Annotated in this window: 20 protein-coding genes; 16 read left to right on the forward strand and 4 right to left on the reverse strand. The window is 29.3% G+C overall.

Annotated elements, in window-relative coordinates:
• Positions 1-217: 217 nt before the first annotated feature.
• On the forward strand, positions 218-1,183 hold the full coding sequence (locus L3B98_RS05215) for a DHH family phosphoesterase (RefSeq protein ID WP_238915870.1): 966 nt from the start codon (positions 218-220) through the stop codon (positions 1,181-1,183).
• A gap of 37 nt (positions 1,184-1,220) precedes the next feature.
• Here L3B98_RS05215 and L3B98_RS05220 read toward each other — a convergent pair whose 3' ends face one another.
• Both L3B98_RS05220 and L3B98_RS05225 read right to left on the reverse strand, forming a co-directional pair.
• Positions 1,221-1,883: a response regulator transcription factor gene (locus L3B98_RS05220; RefSeq protein WP_015394797.1), complete on the reverse strand. Its 663-nt coding sequence runs from the start codon at positions 1,881-1,883 to the stop codon at positions 1,221-1,223.
• A gap of 20 nt (positions 1,884-1,903) precedes the next feature.
• Positions 1,904-2,614 carry a sensor histidine kinase gene (locus L3B98_RS05225; protein WP_238915871.1) on the reverse strand — a complete coding sequence of 237 codons (711 nt, stop codon included), beginning with the start codon at positions 2,612-2,614 and terminating at the stop codon, positions 1,904-1,906.
• A gap of 710 nt (positions 2,615-3,324) precedes the next feature.
• Between L3B98_RS05225 and L3B98_RS05230 the strand changes: the two genes are divergently transcribed.
• The 8 genes from L3B98_RS05230 to L3B98_RS05265 all read left to right on the forward strand — a co-directional run bounded on the left by L3B98_RS05230 (position 3,325) and on the right by L3B98_RS05265 (position 14,322).
• Positions 3,325-4,554 carry an efflux RND transporter periplasmic adaptor subunit gene (locus tag L3B98_RS05230; protein WP_238915872.1) on the forward strand — a complete coding sequence of 410 codons (1,230 nt, stop codon included), beginning with the start codon at positions 3,325-3,327 and terminating at the stop codon, positions 4,552-4,554.
• Between the two features lie 12 nt (positions 4,555-4,566).
• On the forward strand, positions 4,567-7,656 hold the full coding sequence (locus L3B98_RS05235; RefSeq protein ID WP_238915873.1) for an efflux RND transporter permease subunit: 3,090 nt from the start codon (positions 4,567-4,569) through the stop codon (positions 7,654-7,656).
• 106 nt (positions 7,657-7,762) lie between these two features.
• Positions 7,763-9,034: a TolC family protein gene (locus L3B98_RS05240; RefSeq protein ID WP_238915874.1), complete on the forward strand. Its 1,272-nt coding sequence runs from the start codon at positions 7,763-7,765 to the stop codon at positions 9,032-9,034.
• Positions 9,035-9,384: 350 nt separating this feature from the next.
• Positions 9,385-10,443 (forward strand): cadherin-like beta sandwich domain-containing protein, encoded by a 1,059-nt coding sequence (locus tag L3B98_RS05245; protein ID WP_238915875.1) that lies wholly within the window; start codon positions 9,385-9,387, stop codon positions 10,441-10,443.
• A 706-nt stretch (positions 10,444-11,149) separates the two neighbouring features.
• The gene (nirJ1, locus tag L3B98_RS05250) at positions 11,150-12,319 is read left to right on the forward strand and encodes a putative heme d1 biosynthesis radical SAM protein NirJ1 (protein ID WP_238915876.1); all 1,170 of its coding nucleotides are present in this window, start codon (positions 11,150-11,152) and stop codon (positions 12,317-12,319) included.
• A gap of 55 nt (positions 12,320-12,374) precedes the next feature.
• Positions 12,375-13,358, forward strand: coding sequence for a putative heme d1 biosynthesis radical SAM protein NirJ2 (gene nirJ2, locus L3B98_RS05255; RefSeq protein WP_238915877.1), 984 nt, complete (start codon positions 12,375-12,377; stop codon positions 13,356-13,358).
• Between the two features lie 27 nt (positions 13,359-13,385).
• The gene (locus tag L3B98_RS05260) at positions 13,386-13,853 is read left to right on the forward strand and encodes an AsnC family transcriptional regulator (protein WP_238915878.1); all 468 of its coding nucleotides are present in this window, start codon (positions 13,386-13,388) and stop codon (positions 13,851-13,853) included.
• Positions 13,846-14,322, forward strand: coding sequence for an Lrp/AsnC family transcriptional regulator (locus L3B98_RS05265; protein WP_238915879.1), 477 nt, complete (start codon positions 13,846-13,848; stop codon positions 14,320-14,322). Before L3B98_RS05260 ends, L3B98_RS05265 begins: the two co-directional genes overlap by 8 nt.
• Positions 14,323-14,432: 110 nt before the next feature.
• Here L3B98_RS05265 and L3B98_RS05270 read toward each other — a convergent pair whose 3' ends face one another.
• Positions 14,433-14,663 carry a hypothetical protein gene (locus tag L3B98_RS05270; RefSeq protein WP_015394787.1) on the reverse strand — a complete coding sequence of 77 codons (231 nt, stop codon included), beginning with the start codon at positions 14,661-14,663 and terminating at the stop codon, positions 14,433-14,435.
• Between the two features lie 293 nt (positions 14,664-14,956).
• On the opposite strand from L3B98_RS05270, the gene L3B98_RS05275 reads away from it, so the two are divergent.
• The 3 genes from L3B98_RS05275 (at position 14,957) to L3B98_RS05285 (ending at position 18,845) form a co-directional block, all read left to right on the forward strand.
• Positions 14,957-17,080, forward strand: a complete 2,124-nt coding sequence (locus tag L3B98_RS05275) for a PTS transporter subunit IIABC (RefSeq protein ID WP_238915880.1) — start codon at positions 14,957-14,959, stop codon at positions 17,078-17,080.
• Between the two features lie 23 nt (positions 17,081-17,103).
• Entirely contained in the window at positions 17,104-17,937 is an 834-nt protein-coding gene (locus L3B98_RS05280; RefSeq protein WP_238915881.1) for a PRD domain-containing protein, read from the forward strand.
• Between the two features lie 227 nt (positions 17,938-18,164).
• On the forward strand, positions 18,165-18,845 hold the full coding sequence (locus L3B98_RS05285) for a DUF5680 domain-containing protein (RefSeq protein ID WP_238915882.1): 681 nt from the start codon (positions 18,165-18,167) through the stop codon (positions 18,843-18,845).
• Positions 18,846-18,970: 125 nt separating this feature from the next.
• On the opposite strand, the gene greA is transcribed toward L3B98_RS05285, so the two are convergent.
• Entirely contained in the window at positions 18,971-19,435 is a 465-nt protein-coding gene (greA, locus tag L3B98_RS05290; protein ID WP_015394783.1) for a transcription elongation factor GreA, read from the reverse strand.
• 392 nt (positions 19,436-19,827) lie between these two features.
• On the opposite strand from greA, the gene argS reads away from it, so the two are divergent.
• The 4 genes from argS to L3B98_RS05310 all read left to right on the forward strand — a co-directional run bounded on the left by argS (position 19,828) and on the right by L3B98_RS05310 (position 25,131).
• A complete protein-coding gene (gene argS, locus L3B98_RS05295) occupies positions 19,828-21,591 on the forward strand; it encodes an arginine--tRNA ligase (protein WP_238915883.1) in 1,764 nt (587 codons plus the stop codon).
• Between the two features lie 803 nt (positions 21,592-22,394).
• Entirely contained in the window at positions 22,395-23,339 is a 945-nt protein-coding gene (locus L3B98_RS05300; RefSeq protein WP_015394780.1) for an ABC transporter ATP-binding protein, read from the forward strand.
• Positions 23,340-23,350: 11 nt separating this feature from the next.
• The gene (locus L3B98_RS05305; RefSeq protein WP_238915884.1) at positions 23,351-24,097 is read left to right on the forward strand and encodes an ABC transporter permease; all 747 of its coding nucleotides are present in this window, start codon (positions 23,351-23,353) and stop codon (positions 24,095-24,097) included.
• A 77-nt stretch (positions 24,098-24,174) separates the two neighbouring features.
• The gene (locus tag L3B98_RS05310; protein ID WP_238915885.1) at positions 24,175-25,131 is read left to right on the forward strand and encodes an ABC transporter permease; all 957 of its coding nucleotides are present in this window, start codon (positions 24,175-24,177) and stop codon (positions 25,129-25,131) included.
• Positions 25,132-25,138: the final 7 nt, after the last annotated feature.

Consider the following 25,138-nt stretch of genomic DNA (forward strand, 5'->3'; position numbering starts at 1 on the left):
TTATAACTCTTGATGAATAAAATTAAAAGTATTCACAATTTCTATTAGAGTGAAAATGAAAAAAGGATATAATGAACTTTATTGAGAGATTTTAAAGGAGTTTTGCTGATTATATGGAATATATCCATTGATGGTAGAAAAAAGAATTAAAATTTTCTAAAAGATAATATATAAATTTTAAGTTTATATATTAATTTACATAAGGAGGCATATTAAAATGTTTCAAATTAGAGCTTTAATTAATGAACTAAAAAATGCAAAAAGAATTTTCGTACAAACACATAATTTTCCTGATCATGATGCAGTGGCATCAGCATTTGGATTAAGCAGGCTTTTGCTTGGATTTGGGATTGAAACTAATATCATATATAAAGGTGAAATTCAACGAGATTCACTAACAAAAATGATTGAGGTTCTGCAAATAAAAATTAGTAAATATGAAGAATTTAATATATGCAAAGAAGATAAAATAATAATAGTCGATGGTTGCAAAGGAAACAGCAATGTTGATGATTTGAATGGGGAAGAAATACTAGTGATTGATCATCATGAGGTTAAAGATCCTGAAAACATTAAGTATGTTGATATAAGAAAAAATTATGGTTCTTGCTCAACTATTATTTATACATATTATAAAGAACTTGAAAAGAATATATCTAAAGATGTAGCAACTGCCCTTATGATTGGATTAAATATGGATACAGCGCATCTTTCAAGAGGAGTATCAGAAGAAGATGTTAATGCCTTCAATTGTTTATATATGAAAGCTGACATAAAATTAGTTAATTCAATACTTAGGAACTATATTAGAATAGAGGATTTGAATTTTTATAAGTTTTTGATTTCTAATATCCAATTCAATTCAACTATAGCTTTCTGCTATTTTGATAAAGGATGTGATCAAAATTTACTTGGAATTCTTGGAGATTTTGCATTATCATTGCAGGAAGTGAATTTTGTGATTTTATGTGCAAAAAATAATGAAGTTATAAATTTTTCTATTAGAAGTGAAAAAAGTGAGTTAAATGCTGCAATTATTATTCAAGATGTATTAAATGGAATTGGATTTGGAGGGGGTCATGCAGATATGGCTGGTGGTTTAATAAAAGATATTTCTAAATTTAATGAAGAAAAAATATATAGTCTTTTTGTTGATAAAATAAATAGGATTTTAATTTCATAGCAATACTTTGCTTCTAAGTATCGCTATGGAATTGTTGTTATATATTGGTTTGATTAATTAAGAGTGCTAATTCAGTTCTACTTGCTAATTCTAATTTTTCAAAGATTTTTGTTAAATAGTTTTTTACTGTTCCTTCTGTTATGAAAAGTTCAAGGCAAATCTCTTTGTTACTTTTTCCTTGAGCAACTAATTTTGCAACCTCAAGTTCTCTTTTTGTAAGGATCTCTAATTTCTTTTTTTCTTCATTTAAAAGGCTTGAAGTTTGTTTGCCGCTTGAAATTGCAGTATAAGCCCTAACTATTTTTGTTGCCACTTCAGGATTAAGAAGTATATTTCCACTATATGCTGTTTTAATAGCTTTAATTATTTCCTCAGACCCAGCATCCTTTAATATATAACCATCAGCGCCATTTTTAATTCCATCAAATATATACTCATCTTCATTAAAAGTAGTTAATATTATTACTTTTATATTTTTAAAATTCTCTTTAACGATTTTAGTTGCTTGGACACCATCCATAATTGGCATTCTGACATCCATAAGAATTACATCAGGATATTCGTTAGTTTTTAGAAACTCTACAAGCTCCTTGCCATTTTCAGCTTCATTTACAACCTTTATTTCGTCATCTAAGCTTAAAATCATTTTAATTCCTTCTCTAACTATTTTTTGGTCGTCAACTAAAATAACATTTATCATAATTATATTTACCTCGCTTTTTATATTGGAATAGAAACTTTTAAGCCAAAACCTAAACCGTTATGACTGAAGTAATAAGTTGAGCCACCCAAGGCAGTTACTCTATTTTCAATACCATTCAATCCATTTGATTTAACTATATTATTACAACCTATCCCATTATCTGTAACAGTAAGTTCTAAATCTTGATCACTTTTCTTTATTTTTACATTAATTTCTGTTGCGTTACCATGCCTCAAACTATTAGTTATAGATTCTTGAATGGTTTTATAAAATGAAGTTTTTATAATTGGACTTAAAGTTTCAATTTCTTCATTTTTATTATAAGTAATTTGAATGTTACTAAATAAATAAAAATTATCTATGAGTTTTTTTATTGCCTCATTAAAATTAGTTATTTCAACTTCTGAATTTAGTACAGTAACGGCTTTTCGAAGATCATTAATACTTGATTTTGCTATTTTTTCAGATTGTGATAATACTTCTTCAACTTTTTGAGGTTTTGTATTACATATTTTTTTTGCAAATTCAAGATGCATCGCAAGTGCCATTAGAGAATGTCCTAATGAATCATGAAGTTCTTGAGCAACCCTTGTTCTTTCTCTAGAAGTTGCTACTTCCTCTATATTTAGTGCATATTCTTGCAATTTTATGTTAGCTAATTTAAGTTTTGAATTTAATTGTTTTACTTCTTCTTTTTCTATTTCTAGAGTTCTTATGCTGTATAACATACCAGAAAAACCGAGATAAGATAATAGTATAACACACATTATAAATAATTGAAGTGAAATAGTAATTCCATTTCGTCTTAAAAGGACAAAATAAGTAGTGGTAAAAAATAAGATAAAGTGTATTGGTAAAAACATTTTCATTTTATTTTTCTGTTCTTTAAAGATATATACCAATAAGACATAACTATAACTAGCGGTATTTATTCCAGGCAAAGAATATTGAAGTATTGATGAAATACAAATAGTAATAAATAATAGAATATAAAAAAATTTCTTTGGATATTTTGATTTTAAATCTATAAAATATGTATTGATAATTATGATTGTGATAAGAAGAAAGCATGAGATCATATCAATATAGTGATTTGAGTATTCAATATAAGTATTTATATACATTGATACAAAGATTATTATACAAGTAATATATTTCATGATAGAAATATATTTTTTTGAGTTTATCATTTTATTAATATCACCTACTTCAGTTCAAATGTCATATTTATATTATAACATTTATCCTATTTGAAAATATGTTACTAAAGTCATATAAATTTTGGTAACTAAAGTAACTATTATAAAGGCAAATTAACAAATAAAATTTAACTATGGAGAATATGCCAAAAAATATATATAATATGTAGGAGATAATGTAAAAATAAACAAGATCATGAATTGATACTAAGTTAATTTATTTGACTAGGGGGGTAAAAATGAAGAACGTAAAAAAAATAGTTATATGTGCTGTTCTTATTATTGCAGTAGTGAGCGCTATAGTTGTTAAGAATAAAATGGCTTCAAATGCTAAAACGGTTAATACTGTAGCAACAGAAAGTAAAACGGCTGTTGAAGTAAAAACAGCAAAATCGGTAGAAAAAAATAATGGTGATACATATAAGGCAACGTTAGAAGCATATCAACAAGGTGCAGTTACAAGTAAGATATCAGCAAAGGTTATTTCTGTAGCCATAGAAAATGGTAAATATGTAAATGCCGGTGATATAATAGCAACATTAGATAATCAAGATATACAAAATAGTATTAACTCAGCACAAGCACAATTACAAGTAATTCAACAACAATTAAATTCCTCGCAAGTATCATTGCAAAAACTTCAAATTAATTTAGATGATGCTCAGCGTACTTATAACAGACAGAAAACTCTTTTTGATGGTAAAGCTATATCGCAAACTGATTTTGAAGCAGCAGAGAAAGCTTTAAATAATGCTAAAGCAGACTATAATACAGGAGAAGCAAGTATTGAAACTGCAAAAGCAAATTTAGAAGCACAAAATGTGTCTATAGCGAAATATCAAAGTGATTTAGCTAATACAGTCCTTAAAGCACCTATAAGTGGAGTAATAAGTGACAAAGCTTTGAGTGTAGGACAAATGGTATCTGCAGGGGGAGTACTTGCAAAGGTTAATGATATATCTTCAGTATATGCAACAATACAAGTGCCACAGGAAAAAATAAGCAGTATAAAAACTGGACAAGCCGCAACTGTTAAAATAGAAGGAAATGATAAAGCATATGACGGTACAATACAAAACATAGAGGCATTAGCCGATACAACAACAAGAGTTTTTAATTGTAAAATAAAAATAGATAATAGTGATAAGTCATTATATCCAGGAGTTTATGCAAAAGCAGAACTTTTAAGTTCAGAAAAGACTCAAATTATAACAGTACCAATAAATGCACTAGTTGGAACAGAAGGGAATTATTCAGTTTTTATAAATGATAATGGAAAAGCTAAAAAGGAAAAAGTTAAAATTGGAGAAACTGATGATAACAATGTAGAAATAAATGATGGTATAAAGGATGGAGATCAAATCATCTGTTCTAATACAGGTACTTTACAAGATGGAGATACAATAGAAACTTCTAGTACAAGTGATAATTCATCAAATGGTGATTCTGCAAAAGATGTTTCTAAATAGGAGGGAGAATAAATGAATATAGCTAATATTAGTATTAAAAGACCTGTATTTGTAACAGTTATTATGATTGCTCTCACTATTTTAGGGTATACAAATTATCAAAAATTAGTACTTAATGACATGCCGAATGCAGATATACCTTATGTTTCAGTTGTTGTAACAGAACCAGGTGCAACACCACAAGAGCTAGAAACGAAGGTCGCAAAAAAAGTTGAAGATGCAGTTCAAAAAATTTCAGGAGTGGATACCATAACTACAACTGTAACCTCGGGTATGTCACAAACCACTATAGGATTTGAATTGAGTAAAGATTCTGAAGTTGCAGCTCAGGAAGTTAGAGATAAGGTTTCTGCTATTGTAGGGCAATTACCAACAGATGCTAATGACCCGGTAATTTCTAAATTTGATATGTCAGCATCATCTATTTTATCTATTGCAGTTTATGGATTAGATGATAATCAAGTCTTGTCTGATGTTGTAGATAATACTATAAAACCAAAATTATATACAATCTCTGGTATTGGATCTGTGGATGTATCAGGAGAAGATACAAGAGAAATTCATATAAAATTAGATAATGATAAATTACTTTCAAATGGTCTTACTGCAAGTCAAGTTGTAGGTAGTATTAAAAATGATAATATTGATCAATCGAGTGGTAAAGTTGTCGATGGAAATAATGAAATTTCTATTACAACAAATAGTAAAATACAAAAGGTCGAAGATTTAAAAAATATTTTGATAAAAAATAACAAGGGAACAGAAATTAGATTAAAAGATATTGCTACAATTGAAGATTCTGTTCAAGAGAGAACTAGTCAAGCTTATTATCAAGGTAATAAGTCAATTGGTATAAATATAGTTAAGCAATCAGGTGCAAATACTGTTGAAGTTGCAGAAAATGTAAAAAAAATAATAAGCCAAATTAAAGGTTCGCTACCAGAAGGTGCTCAGGTTGATATTGTTAGTGATAATTCAGCATCAATTCAACGAACAGTAGACAGTGTTCAAGAAACTATTATAGAGGGATGTGCATTAGCAGTTATTATTGTTTTCTTGTTCTTAAATGAATGGGAAAGTACTCTTATTAGTGCATTGTCACTTCCAATTTCAATTATAACCACCTTTATTTGCATGAAATTAATGAACTTTTCATTAAATACAATGTCATTAATGGGTTTATCTTTGGCGGTTGGACTCTTAATTGATGATGCTATAGTTGTTATAGAAAATATTGTAAGGCACTTGCATATGGGTAAAGGTCCACTAGAGGCAGCAAGAGAAGCTACATCTGAAATTGGATTTGCAGTTATAGCAACTACATCTGCTGTTATAGCCGTATTTTTACCGATAGCAATGATAGAAGGAATGCTTGGAAAATACTTTATTGAGTTTGCAATGACAATTGTTTTCAGCATGGCAGTTTCTTTATTTGTATCCTTCACTTTAGTTCCTATGATGTCCTCTAGAATGCTTAAAGCAGAGAGAAAGGAAAGCAAAACCTTCATTGGTAAGTTTTTTAAATCATTTAATAAGAAATTTGATAGTTTATCTAAAAAATATGCAAATTTCTTAACAAAAGCTCTTAAGCACAGATTGATAATTTTAATTGCCTGTGCGCTTATGTTTGTTGTGAGTTTAGGATTAGCTAGTACTTTGGGATTTGCTATGATGCCGACAACTGATAATGGACAAGTTACTGTTAATGTTAATTTTGATGCTGGAATAACTTTGGATATAGCAAATCAAAAAAATAAACAATTTGAGGAAATTATAAAAAGCAAGTATCCAGAAGTGAAATCTATGTATTCTAATGTAAGTAAAAGTAAGACATCAATCAAACTGGAATTAACTGATAAAACACAGCGTAAGGATAGTTCAAGGCAAATAGCTGAAAAACTTAGGGCAGATTTAAGTGGAATTCCAGGGACACAAGTTACAGTTGCAGCTGCGTCTATGGGAGGCGGCGGAGGTTCAAAGGATGTAACTTATAATCTTGTCAGTGATGATAGAGAAAAGCTTCAAGCCTTTGCAAATAAAATAAAAGAAGAAATGGCTAAAGATCCTAATGCAAGAGATGTAAGTAGTAATGATAAATCTGGTACGCCTGTAGCAAAGATAGATGTAGATCGTGATAAAGCAGCAGATTTAGGAGTTAATAGTTCAGATGTTGCAAATACTTTAGGAATATTATTCAATGGTTCAACTGTAACAAAATATGATGGTGGTAAAGATAGGTATGACGTTAAAGTATTTCTTGATGAAGGGCAACGTAAAAATCTTAGTGATCTTGATGGAATTTATGTTTCTGGTACAAATAATACTCAAGTTCCGATAAAACAAGTGACTAAGAAAGTAATTGGGACAACTTCATCGGAATTACACAGATACGGAAGACAAGGACAAATTGAAATATCTTGTAATGTTTCAGGTACTCCATCAGGTACTTTCCAAAATAAATATCTTCAAAAAATCAAAAGTGAATTACCAGCTGGAGTTTCTTTATCTCTAGGTGGAACGAATCAAATGATGCAAAAGAGTATGGTGAGTTTAGTTCAAGCAATAATATTGTCAATCCTGTTCTTATACTTAGTTATGGCAGCACAATTTGAAAGTTTCATTGATCCAGGAGCAATAATGTTTGCATTACCGCTTGCTATTATAGGAGCTATGCTTGGATTATTCGCCTTTGGAAATGAAATAACTATGCCGGCACTAATTGGTATAGTAATGCTTTTGGGATTGGTATCAAAAAATGGAATCTTGCTTATTGATGCAGCTAAGGAAAGAATGAATGAAGGTATGCCTATAAGAGAAGCTCTAAGGGAAGCTGGACTTGTAAGACTTCGTCCAATAATTATGACTACTTTAGCTATGATATTTGGTATGCTGCCTTCAGCTGTTTCTAATAAAACAGGTTCAGAAATGAGTGCACCAATGTCACAAGCTATAATTGGAGGATTAATCACAGCTACAATATTAACTTTGGTGGTAGTTCCTATAGCATATACATTGTTAGATGATTTAAAGAAAAAGTTTGTTAGGTTAAAGAGTAAAAAAAGTTCAAAAGTACCTAAAGAAGAATCTAATTTAAATTTATAGATATCAAAAATTTTAAAGAGACTATACTAAAATTTATTTTTATATAGTCCCTTTAAATTCAGCTTTGAATTAATAAGTAGATAATTAAATGAAAAGGAGAATATGCATGAGAAAGAATATAAATAAGCTTGTTGCCTTTGCAATTGGTATTAGTATTATGAGCGGAAGTATAATGCCAGTTTTTGCAGCAGATACTACAAAACAAGATTCTAATACTGTGACAAGTACACAAACAATAAGTGGAAAACCACTTTTTACTTTAGATGAAGCTATAAAGGTGGCAATAAGTAATAGTGATACATTAGCAATTGATGATAAAAAAGTAAGTTATCAAGATAAAGTTAATGATGTAAATGAAAGAATAGATGATGCAACTAGTGTTTCAGGTGACAAAGAAGATTATAACAAGGATACTAGAGATAATTCACTTAATCAGGCTGAGCAAAAAAGGGAATTTGATGAAGATGCTGTAATACAAAAAACTACTACTGCGTATAACAACATTGTTACAAGTCAAATGAAAATAGATAAAGCAGCAAAAGATTTAGAAGTTAGAACTAAGCAGTTAAATGATTTACAATTGAAAAAAAATCTAGGAATTGTAACTGAAGTTGATTTACAAAATAGTCAGCTTAATATTCAAAATTTACAATATACACAAAAATTTAATGAAAATACTTTAAAGGATGCAATATATAGTTTTAAAGTATTAACTGGTAAAGATGTAACGAAATATAGCTTAGAACAAGATATTCAGTTTGACAAATTAAAAATTGATGGAGATATAGATGAATATTTTGATGACGTTATAGATAAAGATTTAAAATACCAAATAGAAGCAAATAAGATTGATAAAGAGTATTATAATGATCATGATAACCAAGTATCTGAACAGATGGTACGAGATGCAAAAGATAAGACTGATAATGCAGGAGCACCACCAACATCAACTCTGGGAGAACCAATTGAAACATATATGAATGACTATAATATTTATACAGCGAAGAAGAGTGCATATTCAAATGCATTATCAGCACGTTTACAATATTTAGGTAAGAAACTAAGTATGGATACAACTGATATATCATTAAATATGACTAAAAAGCAGTTAAAAGATACTTTAAGAAATTTATACACAAATCTTCTTAAAACTGAAGATAGTATAACCTACCTAAAGAGTAATATAGAATTGACTAATAAACAAATTAGTAATGCAAAACTCAAGTATGATTTGGGGATGATGACTAAATCAGATTATGATGCATTAGTTGTTAATAGTCTAGATTTGAATATTCAATTAAGAACTGCTATTGATGGATACAATACTTTAAAAGATGAAATTCAAAAGCCTTGGACTCTATCTTCAGGTTCAAAGTAAGTAATTTAAATTATAGAATTGATATAAAATCTTACTAGAATTTCATTAAAAGTAGCTGTTACACTAAACAGAGATCACCTTGTTTAATGTGACAGTTATTTTTTTATTTTTTTGCAACACTTTACTAATTTGAATTGTATTATAATTAGATAAATTTAAAATCTTAAAAAATATTATTAGAAATAATATTAAAATTTAAGGTTGATTTAAGTTTAGATTGAATATTTTTTAGTATAATTAAATAGTAAATTTTGTAAAATGAATATATTATACAGAATTTATGGATGCTTATTTAATAAACTACAATTTCAAAGATAAAAATAATTAGTAATTATAAGGTAGGGATGATAATGAATAGGAAAAGTATTAAAAAAATAATATCATTTGCTTTAGCGTTTAGTTTGGTAACTACTGCAGCACCAAATGTTTTGAATTTAGGGATAAAAACAGCATATGCAGCAGATTCTTCAGGATATATTACTGATGTGAAATTAGAAACTAATAAAGATGATAATGTATATGTATATTCAAAAAGCAGTTATAATAGCAAGTATAAGTTGAGTAAAATAGATGGAAAAGCTCCTACAACTTTATATGCTAAGGTCAATAGTAATGTTAGCAAAATTAAAGTTACTGATATTGATCTAGGAACCGATTGTGATAAAGTAAAAATATACAAAAGTGATACTGAAATTGATCAAGATGAGTATGTTAAAATTTCAGGAAATATGACTCTTAAACTTAAAGCATATAAAGGGTCTGATCTTAAAGAAACATATAACCTAAAGATAGAACAAGAAGATAGTGATAATAATGACAACAATAATGATGATATTTATTTAGATGAATTAACTTTATCATATAATAATGATGATATTGATTTTAATTTTGATAAGAAGAAATCATCATTTGATATAACTGTTAAAAATAAAGTAGATCGTGTTAAAGTACGTGCAAAACCAACTGATTCAGATTACACTGTTAGAATTAATGGAGATAAAGTAGATGATGACAGCGATGATTGGACAGATAAGGTTTCATTATCGGAAGGTAAAAATACGATTGATGTAAAGATTAAAGATGATGATAGTAATGAAAGAGAATATACTTTAAATATTACTAGAGAGTCTAGTACAAGTAATACAAACTCATCATCAACTACAAGTAGTACAAGCGGTCTTAATACATCACTAGGTGAAGGTTGGCAGCAAATAGGAGCAGACTGGTTCTATATAGGACCAGATGGGTCAAAGCAAACTGGATGGCAAAACATAGGTGGTAGATGGTACTACATGAATGAAAATGGAGTTATGCAGGTAGGCTGGATAAAGAGCTCCGCTAATGGGAAATCATATTATTTAAACCCATTATCTAATGGCTTTAAAGGAGCTTTACTTCAAGTTAAATAAGATTATATATAGATATCCAATGCAAGAATTATACTTATGCAACAATTACCGAAATCAGATACATTTATCTTCCACAGGACTAGTGAAATTTTCGCTGAAAGGTTCTAAATGGCGGCTTGTCGTCATTTCAGTGTGTTCCAGATGTAAAATCTGGACAAACTGTAAATAAAACAAGCCCCCATTAAGAACCATCATCAGCTCAATTTCACATGCCTGCTTCCAGAAAAATGTATCTAATTTCTAGTGTAGTGTTACTATTATAATTTCTCAATCATACATGTATATTCCACTTATAAGCTTGATTATTAAATTGGATATCTATATGATTAAAAATTACAAAAAAAGAAGATTCAAAGCTATGCTAAGTTTTGAGTCTTCTTTTTTGTGCAATACTTCAAAAAATAATCTTACTATTTTAATAACGTAGTTAAGTCGATGAAAGTATTAAATTTTACTTTATCTAAAATAAAAAAATTTTCATTGTTATTAAAACAAACTATAATATTTTTTATGAAGTAATCTATTATCTAATATTATCTAACTCCTTCAGAAAAATACAAAGCCTTAATATCATAGAATATACAACTAAAATAATTAGTAAATATAACAATCTGTACCTTTTTAGTGTATAATCAAAATATAACAATTATGAAAAAAGAAAAGTTATTGATAATAAGATATGACATTAAGAGGGGGATGAGAAAACATGATAAGTATAACTAAGCTTTTATGTGATTCTAATAACTATGGAGATAGTTTAAGGTATGTGGAAGGAGCTTCATTAGAGAAGTATGGAGTAAGCCCAGGAAGAGGACCAGTAGTTGCTTGGAATTGTACAAAGACTTGTAATTTGAAATGTAAGCATTGTTATGCAAGTTCAGACAGTAAGATATATGAAGGTGAATTAACTTTAGAGGAATCAAAGAAATTTATTGATGATTTAAAAGAATTTAATGTACCAGCATTGTTGTTTTCAGGTGGAGAACCTTTAATGAAGGAAAATATTCTTGATATTATTGAACATGCAAGTAATAGAAAAATAAGAAGCACCATATCAACTAATGGTACTCTTTTAGATAAAGATATTTGTAAAGATTTAAAGAAAATAAATTTAGGTTATGTAGGTGTGAGTCTTGATGGTATTGGCTCAAATCATGATAAATTTAGAGGAGTCAATGGAGCATTTGAAAGTTCTTTAAGAGGAATTAGAAATTGTATTGAAGTAGGACAAAAAGTAGGGCTTAGATTTACCATAAATAAAAATAATTATAAGGAATTAGAAGATATATTTAGATTAATAAAAGAAGAAAAAATCCCTAGGGTATGTTTTTATCATTTGGTTTATTCAGGAAGAGGAAGCAAGATGGTGGAAGAAGATATTTCAAAGGAAGAAACAAGAGAGGTTTTGGATTTAATTATAAGTAAGGCTATAGAGTTTGGACCAAGTGTTGAGATTCTTACTGTAGATAATCATGCAGATGCAGTGTATACATATTTGAGCTCCTTAGAAAAATATAAAGATAAAAGTGAGAATATATTAAGACTCTTAAAAACAAATGGTGGAAATAGGTCAGGAATGGCTTTCGCTAATGTAGATTTTTATGGGAATGTTCATCCAGATCAATTTACCTGGCAGTATACTTTTGGAAATGTTAAAGAAGAGAAGTTTGGGGAGATATGGAGAAATTCAAATAATGAAATACTTAATGGACTAAGAAATAGAAAGGAATTACTAAAAGGAAGATGTTCTAATTGTAAGTGGCTAAATGTTTGTAATGGAAATTTTAGAACAAGGGCAGAAGCTGTACATAATGATTTTTGGGCAGAAGATCCTGCATGTTATCTTACAGATGAAGAAATTCATTCTGGCTGCTAATATATGATTAATGATTTTTGATTAAGAGAAGCTTGAGTAAAGGTGAGTGAGAAAAATGATAATATCGTGGAATACTACAAATAAATGTAATTTGAAATGCAGCCATTGCTATAGAGATTCAGGTAAGGAGAGTCAAGGAGAATTAACTACAGAAGAGGCAAAAAAACTTATAGATGAAATTGCAAAAGCTAATTTTAAAATAATGATTTTCTCAGGTGGAGAGCCATTAATGAGAGAAGATATTTTTGAGTTAATAAGTCATGCAGCTAAGGCTGGACTTCGCCCTGTACTTGGAACCAACGGAACTCTAATAACAATCGAAATGGCACAAAAGCTGAAAGATTCAGGAATTTCTGCAATAGGAATAAGTCTAGATAGTCTAAGTTCGGAAAAACATAATCATTTTAGAGGGAGCGATTCAGCATTTAAAGACACTATTTATGCTATGAAAAATTGTAGAGATTTAGGAATTAGATTTCAAGTACATACAACAGTTATGGATTGGAATAAAGATGAGATAACAAGTCTAACAGATTTTTCAGTTGCAATGGGTGCAGCAGCTCATCACATATTCTTCCTTGTTCCTACAGGAAGAGGAAAAAATATAGAAGATGAACTATTAACTTCAAAAGAATATGAAGAATTATTAACAGCAATAATGAAAAAGCAAAAGGAAGTAGATATAGAAATTAAACCAACCTGTGCACCTCAATTTGTAAGAATTGCTGAAAAACTTGGGATGGATATTAGATTTAAAAGAGGATGTATAGCAGGATTGCATTATTGTATTATTAATCCAAGAGGGGATGTCCAAGCTTGTGCTTATTTACCAGAAGTAGCTGGTAATGTTAAAGAAGTGCCTTTTGATGAAATATGGAAGAGCAATGAGCTGTTTAATAATCTAAGAACTCAAGATTATAAAGGAATTTGCAATAGTTGTAAAGCTAAAAAGAATTGTGGAGGCTGCAGAGCAAGAGCAGCATATTATAACGACGGTGACTATATGTCTTCAGATAGAATATGTATTTTTAACAATTAAAATTCATTTATGGTATGGAGGATTTCTATGGATACAATAGATAAAAAATTACTTAATCTTATGCAAAATGAAATTCCAATAGATAAAAGGCCATTTAAATTATTAGGAGAAAAATTATTACTTACAGAAAATGAAGTTTTAGAGCGTGTAAATAATTTGAAAAATCAGGGGATTATAAGACGAATAGGCGGGATTTTTAATTCTAGAAAAATAGGATATACAAGTACCTTATGTGCAGCTAAAGTACCTGAAAATAGAATTGATGAAGTAGCAGCTTGTATAAATGATTATTATGAAGTAACCCATAATTATTTAAGAGAAGATGAATATAACATGTGGTTTACAATAATAACAAATTCAAATGAAAATCTAAATAATATTTTACAAGAAATAAAAGAAAAAACGGCTTTAGATCAAATAATAAGTTTGCCATCTGTTAAATTATTTAAAGTAAAAGTTGCTTTGAATTTTCAAGGAGATGATAATAATGCTTAATAATTTAGATAAGAAAATAATACGAAGATTACAAGAAGATATTTCAATTACAGCAGATCCATATAGAGAAATGGCAACAGAACTTGATATAAATGAAGATGAACTATTAAGCAAAATGAAAACTTATAGTGATAGTGGCATTTTAAAGAGAATAGGAGCTATAATTTACCATAGAAAAGCAGGTTTTAAGGCTAATGCTATGGTAGTGTGGAAGGTCAGTGGTGAGGATTTAGATAGAATCGGAAAATATATGGCATCTATTTCTGAAGTAAGTCACTGTTATGAGAGAAAACCCTTTGAAGCATGGGACTATAATTTATATACAATGATTCACGAAAAGGATAGGGAAAGCTGTAATAGAATTATAGAAAAAATAGCTGATAATATCGGTGTGAAAAATTATAAGGTTTTATATAGTACTAGGGAATTGAAGAAGACTAGTATGAAATATTTTATGAATTTTAATTAATGGTGTTTATTGGTTAATAAAATAAATAAGGCTCAAGATAATATTTTTGCATTATCTTGAGCTGTTACATTTATTTTAAAAATTCAGAGTAATAATATTTTATAAACAGCTTATATTTCACCTTTTTTTTCAATTTCATCATTATCAGAATTCATGTTAGAATATTTTGATAATGTAGGTATCCTTTCTGTGGAGTCGGAAAGACTACTTTTATTTTCAGAATTTTGTTTTATATTTCTAGCATAAGAAGATGGATTTGTTTCTGAGGAATGGAGATCAGTTAACTTTTCTGTATCATAATCTCCAGGGGTTGGATTGTAAGGTGTCCTTTCTTTGGTCACTATGATCACTCCTAACAAAATAATTTCGCTAACTTACAATTGTTGATTGAAAATTGTAGTATATTATTAGTCTTTCAAGAAATTAGCTATTAATACATAGGAATAAAAATATTGACCTATTATTTTAAATATGATATTATTTCTCATAATGAGATAGTGTGTAACTGACAGGTAGGCATTAACTATACGTGAATATTTTAGGATGTTTATGTTGGTTGATGCTTTTTTGCGCGCGAAAGGCAGAAAAAACACCCTAAGTTAAAGAAACCTAATAAAGTAAAAAGGAGAAAACAATGAAAGAGAAGATTTTTGGTGTTTTGCAACGTGTAGGAAGAGCATTTATGCTTCCAATCGCGATTTTACCAGTGGCAGGTCTTTTTTTAGGAATTGGTGGGTCGTTTACAAATAGTACAATGCTTGATGCCTATGGACTTACTGAGTTAATAGGTCCTGGTACAATTATTAATGCCCTTCTTTTAGTAATGAATGATGCAGGAAATATAGTATTCAATAACTTATCTTTAATATTTGCAATAGGCGTTGCAATTGGTATGTCTAAAAAAGAAAAAGAAGTTGCAGCTTTAGCTGCTGGTATTGCATTTCTCATAATGCATGCGTCACTTGGTGCTATGATTAAAATTCATGGTGGTTCTGAGGCAATGTTAACTGGGGCAACAGTATCAGTACTGGGTATTACTTCATTACAAATGGGTGTTTTTGGTGGTATTATTGTAGGGCTTGGAACTGCTGTATTACATAACAAGTATTATAAAATTAAATTTCCACAAGTATTATCATTCTTTGGTGGAACAAGGTTTGTACCTATTATTAGTTCTATAGTTTATTTAATTGTCGGAATTTTAATGTTTTATATTTGGCCACCAGTTCAAGGTTGTATTTATAAAGTTGGAAGTATAGTACTTGCATCAGGCTATGCTGGAACTTGGGTTTATGGGTTAATGGAACGTTTATTAATACCTTTTGGACTTCATCATGTATTCTATTTACCATTCTGGCAAACAGCAGTTGGTGGGACAGCAGAAGTTGGTGGTAAAGTTATTGAAGGTGCGCAAAATATATTCTTTGCAGAGCTTGGAACTCCAGGAATAACACACTTCAGCGTTTCAGCAACAAGATTTATGTCGGGTAAGTTCCCACTAATGATATTTGGTTTGCCTGGGGCAGCACTTGCAATGTATCAATGTGCTAAACCAGAAAAGAGAAAAGTAGTTGGTGGATTGTTATTATCAGCAGCTTTAACTTCAATGCTTACTGGGATTACAGAACCAATTGAATTTACATTCTTATTTGTTGCACCAGCATTATATGGAATTCATTGTATATTTGCAGGAGCTGCATATATGTTAATGCACATGTGTGGTGTTGGCGTAGGCATGACATTTTCAGGTGGATTTATTGATTTGTTTTTATTTGGTATATTACAAGGAAATGCTAAAACAAGTTGGATATGGGTTGTTATTGTAGGGGTTGGATATTTTGTGGTATACTATGTATTGTTTACATTTCTAATTAAGAAATTTGATTTAAAAACTCCAGGTCGTGAGGATGCTGAGGAAGTTAAATTGTATACAAGAAGCGATGTAAATGCTAAGAAAAATTCTCAAAGTGAAAATGTTGAAGATGTATTTTCAGCCATGGTTTGCAGAGCACTTGGTGGAAAAAAGAACATTTCAGATATTGATTGTTGTGCTACTAGATTACGTTGCACAGTACATAAATCTGAATTGGTTGATGTGGCATTATTAAAACAAACTGGCGCATCAGGGGTAGTTCATAAAGGTACAGGGGTTCAGATTATATATGGACCAATGGTAACTGTTATTAAATCAAATTTAGAGGAGTATTTAATTACAGCTCCAAATGAAGAAGTTATAATGGATACAGTATTAGAAAAAGAAAAAGCTGATGAAAAAGAAATTCAAGGAAAAATTATTAATACAATAATATTAAATAGTCCATTAACAGGTGAAGCTAAAGATTTATCTGAGGCACCGGATGAAGCTTTTGCAAGCAAAATGATGGGAGATGGAGCAGTAGTTATTCCAAGTGAGGGTATAGTTGTAGCGCCAGCAGATGGGATGATAAGTTTTGTATTCCCTTCAAAGCATGCAGTTGGAGTAACCGTAGCTGATGGAATTGAATTACTTATACACATTGGAATAGATACAGTAAGACTTGATGGTAAAGGCTTTCAAACTTTTGTAAAAGATGGTGATAAAGTAAAAGCTGGTGACAAGTTATTAAGCTTTGACTTAGAATTTATAAAAAACAATGCGCCATCAATTATATCACCATGTATTTGTACTACATTAAGCAGAAAGCAAAAAGTACGGTTATTAAAAACTGGTGAAGTAAAAATGGGAGAAGCTTTAATTGCAGTTGATATATTAGAATAAAATATATAAGGAGGAGGCATAAGATGTTCAGAGTGATAAAAGCACTAAATAATAATGGTGTGCTTGCAATCAACATGGATACTAATAAAGAATACATTTTGCTTGGAAAAGGCATAGGTTTTGGTAAAAAAGTAAATGAACGTATGGAAGCACCTGATAATTCAAGTATATATCTTTTGCAGCAACAAACAGAGAGAGGCCCATTAAAAGATTTAATTAATGATATAGAGTCTGAGTTCTTAGAAATTGCAAGTTCAATCATTTTAGAAGCAGAAAAGAAATTTAAAAAGATTGATGCTAACATTTTATTTCCTCTTGCTGATCATATTTCATTTGCGGTAAAAAGAATAATAAATAAAGAAGAAATTAGTAATCCATTCACACAAGATATTAAAGCACTATTTCCAGAAGAATATGAGGTGGCCGACAAAGGGAAAGATATTATAAAAGATCTAGTAGGTGTAGAGATAAATGAAGATGAGATAGGGTATATAGCAATCCATATTCATTCAAGTTTAGGCAACGAGAAAGTGTCGCAGGCAATGGAAATAGCAATTCTTGTTAGATCATGTATCACATCCATAGAAGATAGTATTGGAAAGAAGATTGATATTGAATCCTTATCTTATAATCGTCTTATGAGTCATATTAAATACATGGCTGCAAGAATATTAAAAGGTGAAGAAATAAAGCTTGATATGAATGACTATATAAGTGAAAGATTCCCAAGATCATTTGCAATAGCAGAAGGAATATGTAAGAAATTAGGCAGTGGATTAAAAAAAGATTTTAAAGCTGTAGAGATTGGTTATCTTGCTATGCATATTGAAAGAGTATTTTCTGATGAATCAGAGTAATAGGGCTTTATTTGATTAAAATTAGACGAATAACTTCTATTAAATACTTCTGTATAAAATAAGTGAAGGTATAAATTATAACAATAATAGGACTCACAATGATGTAGCAATACATTAATGTGAGTTTAATTTTTGAAAAAGCAACTATTAGTTGACAAGATTGTTATATTTGCTTGATAGAAATATGATAATATTCAAAGTATACTCATAATGGGGGTGGATAAAAGATGAGTTTTCAAGAACAGTTACAAATACTTAGAAAAGCAAAAGGATTATCACAAGAAAAATTAGCAGAATTCTTAGGGATATCAAGACAAGCAGTGGCAAAATGGGAAGTTGGACACTCTTATCCAGATATTGCAAACTTAATTTTACTGAGTGAATTTTTTAAAGTAAGTATTGATAAATTGGTTAATGATTATGAAGAAAATTGCCGATTATGTATAAAGGAAAATAAAGAGAAGCCAATAAATGAAGAAATAATTACCTTTTTATGTAAAGCTAAAAAGGCAACATATGCAGGAAAAGGTCCAGAAATCAGACCGTCTAGGCCAAATTCACATGATTTAGAATATTTAGAAGGAAGCTTAAAATATATAGATACATATTTAGGTGGAGAACAATTCGCAGGTGAAGAAGCTTTATGGAAAGATGAAATTCCATTTTGGTCAATGAATTATATGGGGAGGGTTTTGGATGAGAGATTCTCAGGGAGTTTTTTGAAGGAAGCTTTAAGCTTAGTTTCTAAAGAAAATCCATACAGGGGACCTATTATTTATCAAAACGGACAATATAAGTATCATTGTATTATAAATGGTGAATTTGAATGGTTTCAAGGATATGAAGAAATCTATTTTGAAGATACTAAGGTATATGAATGCTTTTTTCACGGTGGAGAAATCAAATGAGGCATGGAAAATTAATGATGAGTGAAGAATAATCTTGAGTGGGATTATTCTTCACTCATCATTAGTTGTTTTTAATTTTGTACAGATATTTTATTAGCATCAAAAAATAAAACTTAATTATAAAATTATAGTATTTCTAATATTTCAACTGTGTATTTTTCACCTGGAGCATTGACTTCGGCAATATCTCCAACTTTTTTCCCAGATAGAGCTTTTCCTAAATCAGATTCTATGCTTATTAGCATATTTTCAGGATCTAAATCCATAGTTGTTACTAGACTTATAATAGCTTCATCACCATCTTCTACAAATCTAATTTTAGCCTTGCTGTTAATGCCAAGGACTGATGTATCTAAATCTGTATCATCAATTACGGTTGCTGTTGAAATCATAGTTAATAAATATTGAATTCTATTATCATTTTCCCTGTAGTTTCTACAGGCCTCTTTATATTCAGCATTTTCAGATCTATCACCATGTGCTGCAGCTACCAATTTTTCTTTTGCAATTTCAGCTCTTTTTACAGTCATTCTATAATCTAACTCTTCTCTTAGCTTTTTAATATTTTCTTCAGTTAGAACATTATTCATAAAAAACTAAACCTCCCTAAAAATACATTATGTTAATATTATATAATATTAAAGAAAAAATGAAAGTGATTTTAATATTATATACAGTAAAACTAATTCTCTAAAGCTTAAAGATTTCAATAGGAAATCAATATTGATTATAAATTGACAATTGTAATATATATACAGAAAGTAAGAATAATATGTTCAATTCTTGACAGAAAAGCCTCTTAGCATTACAATTAATTTATTATTGCAGATTCATTTTTGTAAATCAAAGGGAGCTATTAACAGATTATTTGTCTCTTATATCCATAAGAGACTTTTTTGATTTTTAGTATCTTCAAAAACAAATAAAGATTGTAATGTATTTTTTGAGAATACTTAAATATTAATAATTTTAGGAGGTTTCAATGAAAAATTTAGTTATCCAATTAACCGAATTAGTTCAAGCTAAATTTGAAAGCTTAGGTTATGATAAGGAATATGGTAAGGTAGAAATATCAAACAGACCTGACTTATGTCAATATCAATGTAACGGTGCATTAAAAGCAGCAAAGGTTTATAAGAAAGCACCAATAGCAATAGCGAATGAAGTTGCAGAAGTCTTAAAACAAGAAGAAGTTTTTGCAGATATTACTGCTGTTGCACCTGGTTTTATTAACATAAATATAAAAGATGGCTTCTTAACTAACTACATAAACGATATCTACAAAGATGAGAAGTTTGGATGTACAGTTGCTGAAAAACCTATGACTATAGTAGTGGATTACGGCGGAGCTAATATTGCTAAACCATTACACGTTGGACATTTACGTTCGGCTATCATTGGGGAATCAATAAAGAGAATTGGAAGATATTTAGGTCACTCAGTAATAGGCGATGTTCATTTAGGAGACTGGGGCCTTCAAATAGGTATGGTTATTACAGAAGTTCAAAGAAGACATCCAGAGCTTCCATATTTTGATGAAAACTTTACTGGAGAATATCCAGAAGTGGCACCATTTACAATTGATGAGCTTGAGGATATTTATCCAGCTGCAAGTAAGCTTGCGAAGAGTGATGAAGAAGCAATGGCTTTAGCTAAAAAGGCGACAGCAGAACTTCAAGAAGGAAAAAAAGGGTATATAGCTCTTTGGAAGCATATAATTAATGTTTCAGTTTCTGATTTAAAAAGGAATTATGCAGCTCTTAACGTTGAGTTTGATTTATGGAAGGGTGAAAGTGATGCAAACCCTTATATAGAAGATATGATCAAATATTTCAACGATAATAATTATACTCATGTAAGTGAAGGTGCTCTTGTAATAGAAGTAGAAGAGGAAACAGACAAGAAACCAATGCCTCCAATTATAATACAAAAGTCAGATGGGGCATCACTTTATGGAACAACTGATTTAGCAACTATAATTGAAAGAGTTAGAGATTATAATCCAAAGGAAATTATATATGTAGTTGATAAGCGTCAAGGCTTACATTTTGAACAGGTTTTCAGATGTGCTAGAAAGACTAAAATTGTATCTGATGAATTAAACTTTGAATTTGTTGGATTTGGAACTATGAATGGTAAAGACGGAAAGCCTTTTAAAACAAGAGAAGGTGGAGTTATGAGACTTCAAGATCTTATTTCTATAATAAAAGGTAATGTTAAAGAAAGACTTAATGATAATAATAGAATATCAGCAGATGAAGTTGATGAGATAGCAAGAATAGTTGGTTTATCAGCTTTAAAATATGGAGATTTATCAAATATACCTACAAAGGATTATATTTTTGATATTGATAAATTTTCTTCTTTTGAAGGAAATACAGGACCATATATTTTATATACTGCAGTTAGAATTAAATCTATTCTTAATAAGGCTAAGGAAGAACTTGGAGATTTTGCAAGTGAAATTAAGGTTCCCTCTACTGATGTAGAAAGAGATTTAATGCTTGCATTTGTAAGATTTAATTCTGTTGTTGAAAGCACATTTAAGGATAAATCACCTAATAGATTATGTGAATTTATTTATGAAATATCAAATTTATTCAATAGATTCTATCATGAAAATAGAATATTAACAGAAGAAGATAAAGAAAAGAAGGTTTCCTGGCTTAACCTATTAGCCTTAACTGTAAATATTTTAGAAACTGCATTAGACTTATTAGGTATGGAAGTTCCTGATAAAATGTAATAACATTAAAGATAATTTTATGAAATTATTACCCCTAAATATTATTAAATATTAATAATACTTAGGGTTTTTTTAATATATTTTAAGGAGATTAAAGATAATAATGGTAATGTAATAAAAAAGTTTCATAATTGGTAAATGAGGAAATATAGGTATATAATTTTAGTAGAGACAAATAAATTTATATTATGACAAAGGAGTTTGATTCCATATGTTATTTCTATTTTCTGTATCAACATTGTTAAGTTACATATTTTTGTTATTATTTCTAATTAGAGTATTAATAAATAGGAAAAATATAGACTTTAAACATAATAAATTTTGTTGGCAAGTAATTATGAGCCTGGTGATCTTAAGTATTGTACCGATGGCAAACTCGTTTCTAGCAGTTTTCAGCATTTATTTTTCACTTTTAATGGGACATGATAATTTTATAGAACTTATGAACAGATAGTTTTAGAGAAATCTAAGGCTTTTTTTTATTCTTTATTAATTTATAATGCAGTAAAATCTGTGGGTAATATATGAAAAAGCTATTTAAATAAGCTGTGTATAAAAAAAGAATAAAAAACAAATCATATTCGCCTGCCAAGTTTTTCTCACATACGTTCGAAAAGGCAGATGCGTAAAAAAAATCTCCGGCTCCACAGTCGCCTGCGATTTTTTTATTGCATGAAATTATAAATTGGAAAAATAACTTGATAGGATTTGACAGTCCTGATTTTTAATATATTAAAATCAACCTTTCGGTTGAATACAACTACTAGGACTAGAGAGTAATATAGTTTTAAGAGGTGAGATTAATGGAAACAATATTAGAAGTAAAAAATTTAATAAAATATTATAAGGAGAATAAGGCTGTTAACGGATTAGAGTTCAATTTGTTTAAAGGAGAGATACTAGGATTTTTAGGACCTAATGGGGCAGGAAAAAGTACAACAATAAATATTCTTTCTACCATATTAAAGCATGATGATGGCGAAATAAAATTCTTTGGAAGCGACATAAAGGATAATAAAAGGTGGATAAAAGCTCAGCTAGGCATAGTGCCGCAGGAACTTGCCATATTTGAAGAGATATCTGCATATAAAAATATTGAATTTTTTACATCCTTGTATGGGTTGAGAGGAAAAGAACTTAAAGATGCTGTATTAGAAGCTTTAAGGATGGTTGGGCTAGAGGATAAAAAGAATAGCAAGCCAATAACCTTTTCAGGAGGGATGAAGAGGAGACTTAATATTGCTTGTGCAATAGCTCATAAGCCAAAGATATTAATATTAGATGAGCCTACTGTAGGAATTGATCCGCAATCAAGAAATCACATATTAGAATCAATTAAAAAACTAAGAGATACTGGTACTACAATAATTTATACAACTCATTATATGGAAGAGGTTGAGGAGATAGCCGATAGAGTAGTAATAATGGACAAAGGAAAAAAGATAGCAGAAGGTACAATACCAGAACTGATGGAAAGTTATAGAAACACAAGAGTTTATAAAATATCAATATCGTCTATGAAAAATGATAATATGAAGTTTGATTTTTTATATGAAATAGAAGGAATTCAAAAAGTTGAACTTACAGAGAATTGTTTTAGTATAACAACTATTAAGGAAATAGAAAATCTTGATAAGATTATTTTAGGCTTAATTGAAAGGAATATAAAAATAAGCCATATAACAAGCGAAGAAGGAAACTTAGAAATGGTATTTCTAAAGCTTACAGGAAGAAACTTAAGGGATTAGAGGTGAATAAAATGGTTTTTTGGAAGCTTATTAAGCAAGATTTTAAAAATTTAATTACAACGCCTGTTGTTGTAATGGCATGTGTTATTTATCCTTGGCTTTTATTGGGGTTATTTGGCTTCGTATTTTCAAGTCTTTATGGAGGAGAGGGAATTACTTCCTATGATTATTATGGCGTTACTATGATGATATATATAATAATTATGTCTATTACAATAACTCCAAACACTTTTTTGGAAAAGAAGTTAAGGCAGGGAAATATAAGGATAGCTTATGCACCAGTTTCAAAAATATCTATTTACATGTCTAAGATACTAAGTTCATATTTATTTATGATAATAACAGTTTCTATAAATATGTCATTGATGAATTATTTTGGACTAGTAAATTTTGGTGGAAGTAATTTTGTATATATACTAGGATTGTTTTGGGTATTTTTGCTGTTTACAGTTACAATTGGAGGTGCAGTATGTATGATTATAAAGGAAGAGGAGCTTACTAATATGATACTTTCAGATATAGGAGCTGTTTTATCACTACTTTCTGGAATGTTTTTTCCTGTAGATAGTTTAGGAAAAGTTATTAGTAAAGTTTCAAACTTATCACCTATAAAGTGGATATTAGATTCGAGTTTTAATGTAATATATGATAATAATTTTGAAAACTATAATGCAATTATTTTAGGATTAATTTTTCTCTCTATAATATGTCTGATTGTTGTGCATATTAATTATAAACCAGAAGACTATATCGGTTAGAGGATGATTGAATTGAAAGACCAGAAGTCATAAACGGAAGATAGAACTAATTATTCTGAAAGATAAGGAGAATTTATATGATAAATGTTATAAAAGGAATTTTATATAGAATGATAAATAGTAAAACCTATTTGATAATGCCTATTATTATAACACCAATAGTTATAACAGCTGCTATATATTTTTCAAGTAGCTTTGTTGAAAGAGCAAATATTGGAGTGGTTAGAAATGATAATATTAATTTTAACAGTGCTGAGGCTAATATCACACAACTTGAAAATAAAGTGCCTCTTTCGGATTTGGTAAAAAACAAGTATGATGCTGTTATATATTATGAAGATGGGAAAGTGCAGGTAGATACTGTTAAAGGAAATGATTTTAAAAGCAAGTTATTGAAAATAGCTAATGGAGAAAATGTTGAAATTAAAGATGGTGAAAAGAGAGGTGTGGCTGCTAATATAGTTGGATATATAACTATGTTTATAATATTATTAGGAGTAATGCTTTATAGATTTTACTTTGATGAAAAAAAGGGGATATCAAAAAGAGTTATAAGTGCTGATATATCTTATGAACAGTATATATTAAGCCATTTTGTTTCAGTCTTTATTATGATTTTTGTCCCAACGGTAATAGTAGTAACAATAGCAAAAGAAGTGCTGAAATTAGATACAAATGTTACTGTATTTGAATTGGATTTTATAGTGTTGGAATTAGCTTTATTAGCTTCGGCTTTTGGATTACTAATTTCTTCAATTGTAAAAGAAGAAGAAAGTGCAAGTATGTTAGGAGTTATGATTAATATAATAACAACTTTGCTTGCAGGAAGCTTCTTTACTATTTCTAATAATACTTTAATAAATATAATTAGTGATATAATGCCACAAAAGCATATTTTGAATTTTACAATTGCACTAGAAAACGGAAAGACAAATTATATTGATATAATTAATGTTATTTTTGTTTGTATAATAATGATAATTCTTTCATATTTAATAAATAAAATTAAGCTTAGAAAAGCCAATATATGCTAAAATATAT

Source organism: Clostridium sp. YIM B02555 (assembly GCF_022320955.1).
GTDB classification, from domain to species: domain Bacteria; phylum Bacillota; class Clostridia; order Clostridiales; family Clostridiaceae; genus Clostridium; species Clostridium saccharoperbutylacetonicum.

Coding starts and splice junctions, on each gene's coding strand:
- L3B98_RS05275 (WP_238915880.1), top strand. CDS start 14,957: ATGAAAGAGAAGATTTTTGGTGTTTTGCAACGTGTAGGAAGAGCATTT.
- L3B98_RS05305 (WP_238915884.1), top strand. CDS start 23,351: ATGGTTTTTTGGAAGCTTATTAAGCAAGATTTTAAAAATTTAATTACA.
- L3B98_RS05285 (WP_238915882.1), top strand. CDS start 18,165: ATGAGTTTTCAAGAACAGTTACAAATACTTAGAAAAGCAAAAGGATTA.
- L3B98_RS05310 (WP_238915885.1), top strand. CDS start 24,175: ATGATAAATGTTATAAAAGGAATTTTATATAGAATGATAAATAGTAAA.
- L3B98_RS05235 (WP_238915873.1), top strand. CDS start 4,567: ATGAATATAGCTAATATTAGTATTAAAAGACCTGTATTTGTAACAGTT.
- L3B98_RS05245 (WP_238915875.1), top strand. CDS start 9,385: ATGAATAGGAAAAGTATTAAAAAAATAATATCATTTGCTTTAGCGTTT.
- argS (WP_238915883.1), top strand. CDS start 19,828: ATGAAAAATTTAGTTATCCAATTAACCGAATTAGTTCAAGCTAAATTT.
- L3B98_RS05220 (WP_015394797.1), bottom strand. CDS start 1,883: ATGATAAATGTTATTTTAGTTGACGACCAAAAAATAGTTAGAGAAGGA.
- L3B98_RS05225 (WP_238915871.1), bottom strand. CDS start 2,614: ATGTTATACAGCATAAGAACTCTAGAAATAGAAAAAGAAGAAGTAAAA.
- nirJ2 (WP_238915877.1), top strand. CDS start 12,375: ATGATAATATCGTGGAATACTACAAATAAATGTAATTTGAAATGCAGC.
- L3B98_RS05260 (WP_238915878.1), top strand. CDS start 13,386: ATGGATACAATAGATAAAAAATTACTTAATCTTATGCAAAATGAAATT.
- L3B98_RS05230 (WP_238915872.1), top strand. CDS start 3,325: ATGAAGAACGTAAAAAAAATAGTTATATGTGCTGTTCTTATTATTGCA.
- L3B98_RS05300 (WP_015394780.1), top strand. CDS start 22,395: ATGGAAACAATATTAGAAGTAAAAAATTTAATAAAATATTATAAGGAG.
- greA (WP_015394783.1), bottom strand. CDS start 19,435: ATGAATAATGTTCTAACTGAAGAAAATATTAAAAAGCTAAGAGAAGAG.
- nirJ1 (WP_238915876.1), top strand. CDS start 11,150: ATGATAAGTATAACTAAGCTTTTATGTGATTCTAATAACTATGGAGAT.
- L3B98_RS05240 (WP_238915874.1), top strand. CDS start 7,763: ATGAGAAAGAATATAAATAAGCTTGTTGCCTTTGCAATTGGTATTAGT.
- L3B98_RS05265 (WP_238915879.1), top strand. CDS start 13,846: ATGCTTAATAATTTAGATAAGAAAATAATACGAAGATTACAAGAAGAT.
- L3B98_RS05280 (WP_238915881.1), top strand. CDS start 17,104: ATGTTCAGAGTGATAAAAGCACTAAATAATAATGGTGTGCTTGCAATC.
- L3B98_RS05215 (WP_238915870.1), top strand. CDS start 218: ATGTTTCAAATTAGAGCTTTAATTAATGAACTAAAAAATGCAAAAAGA.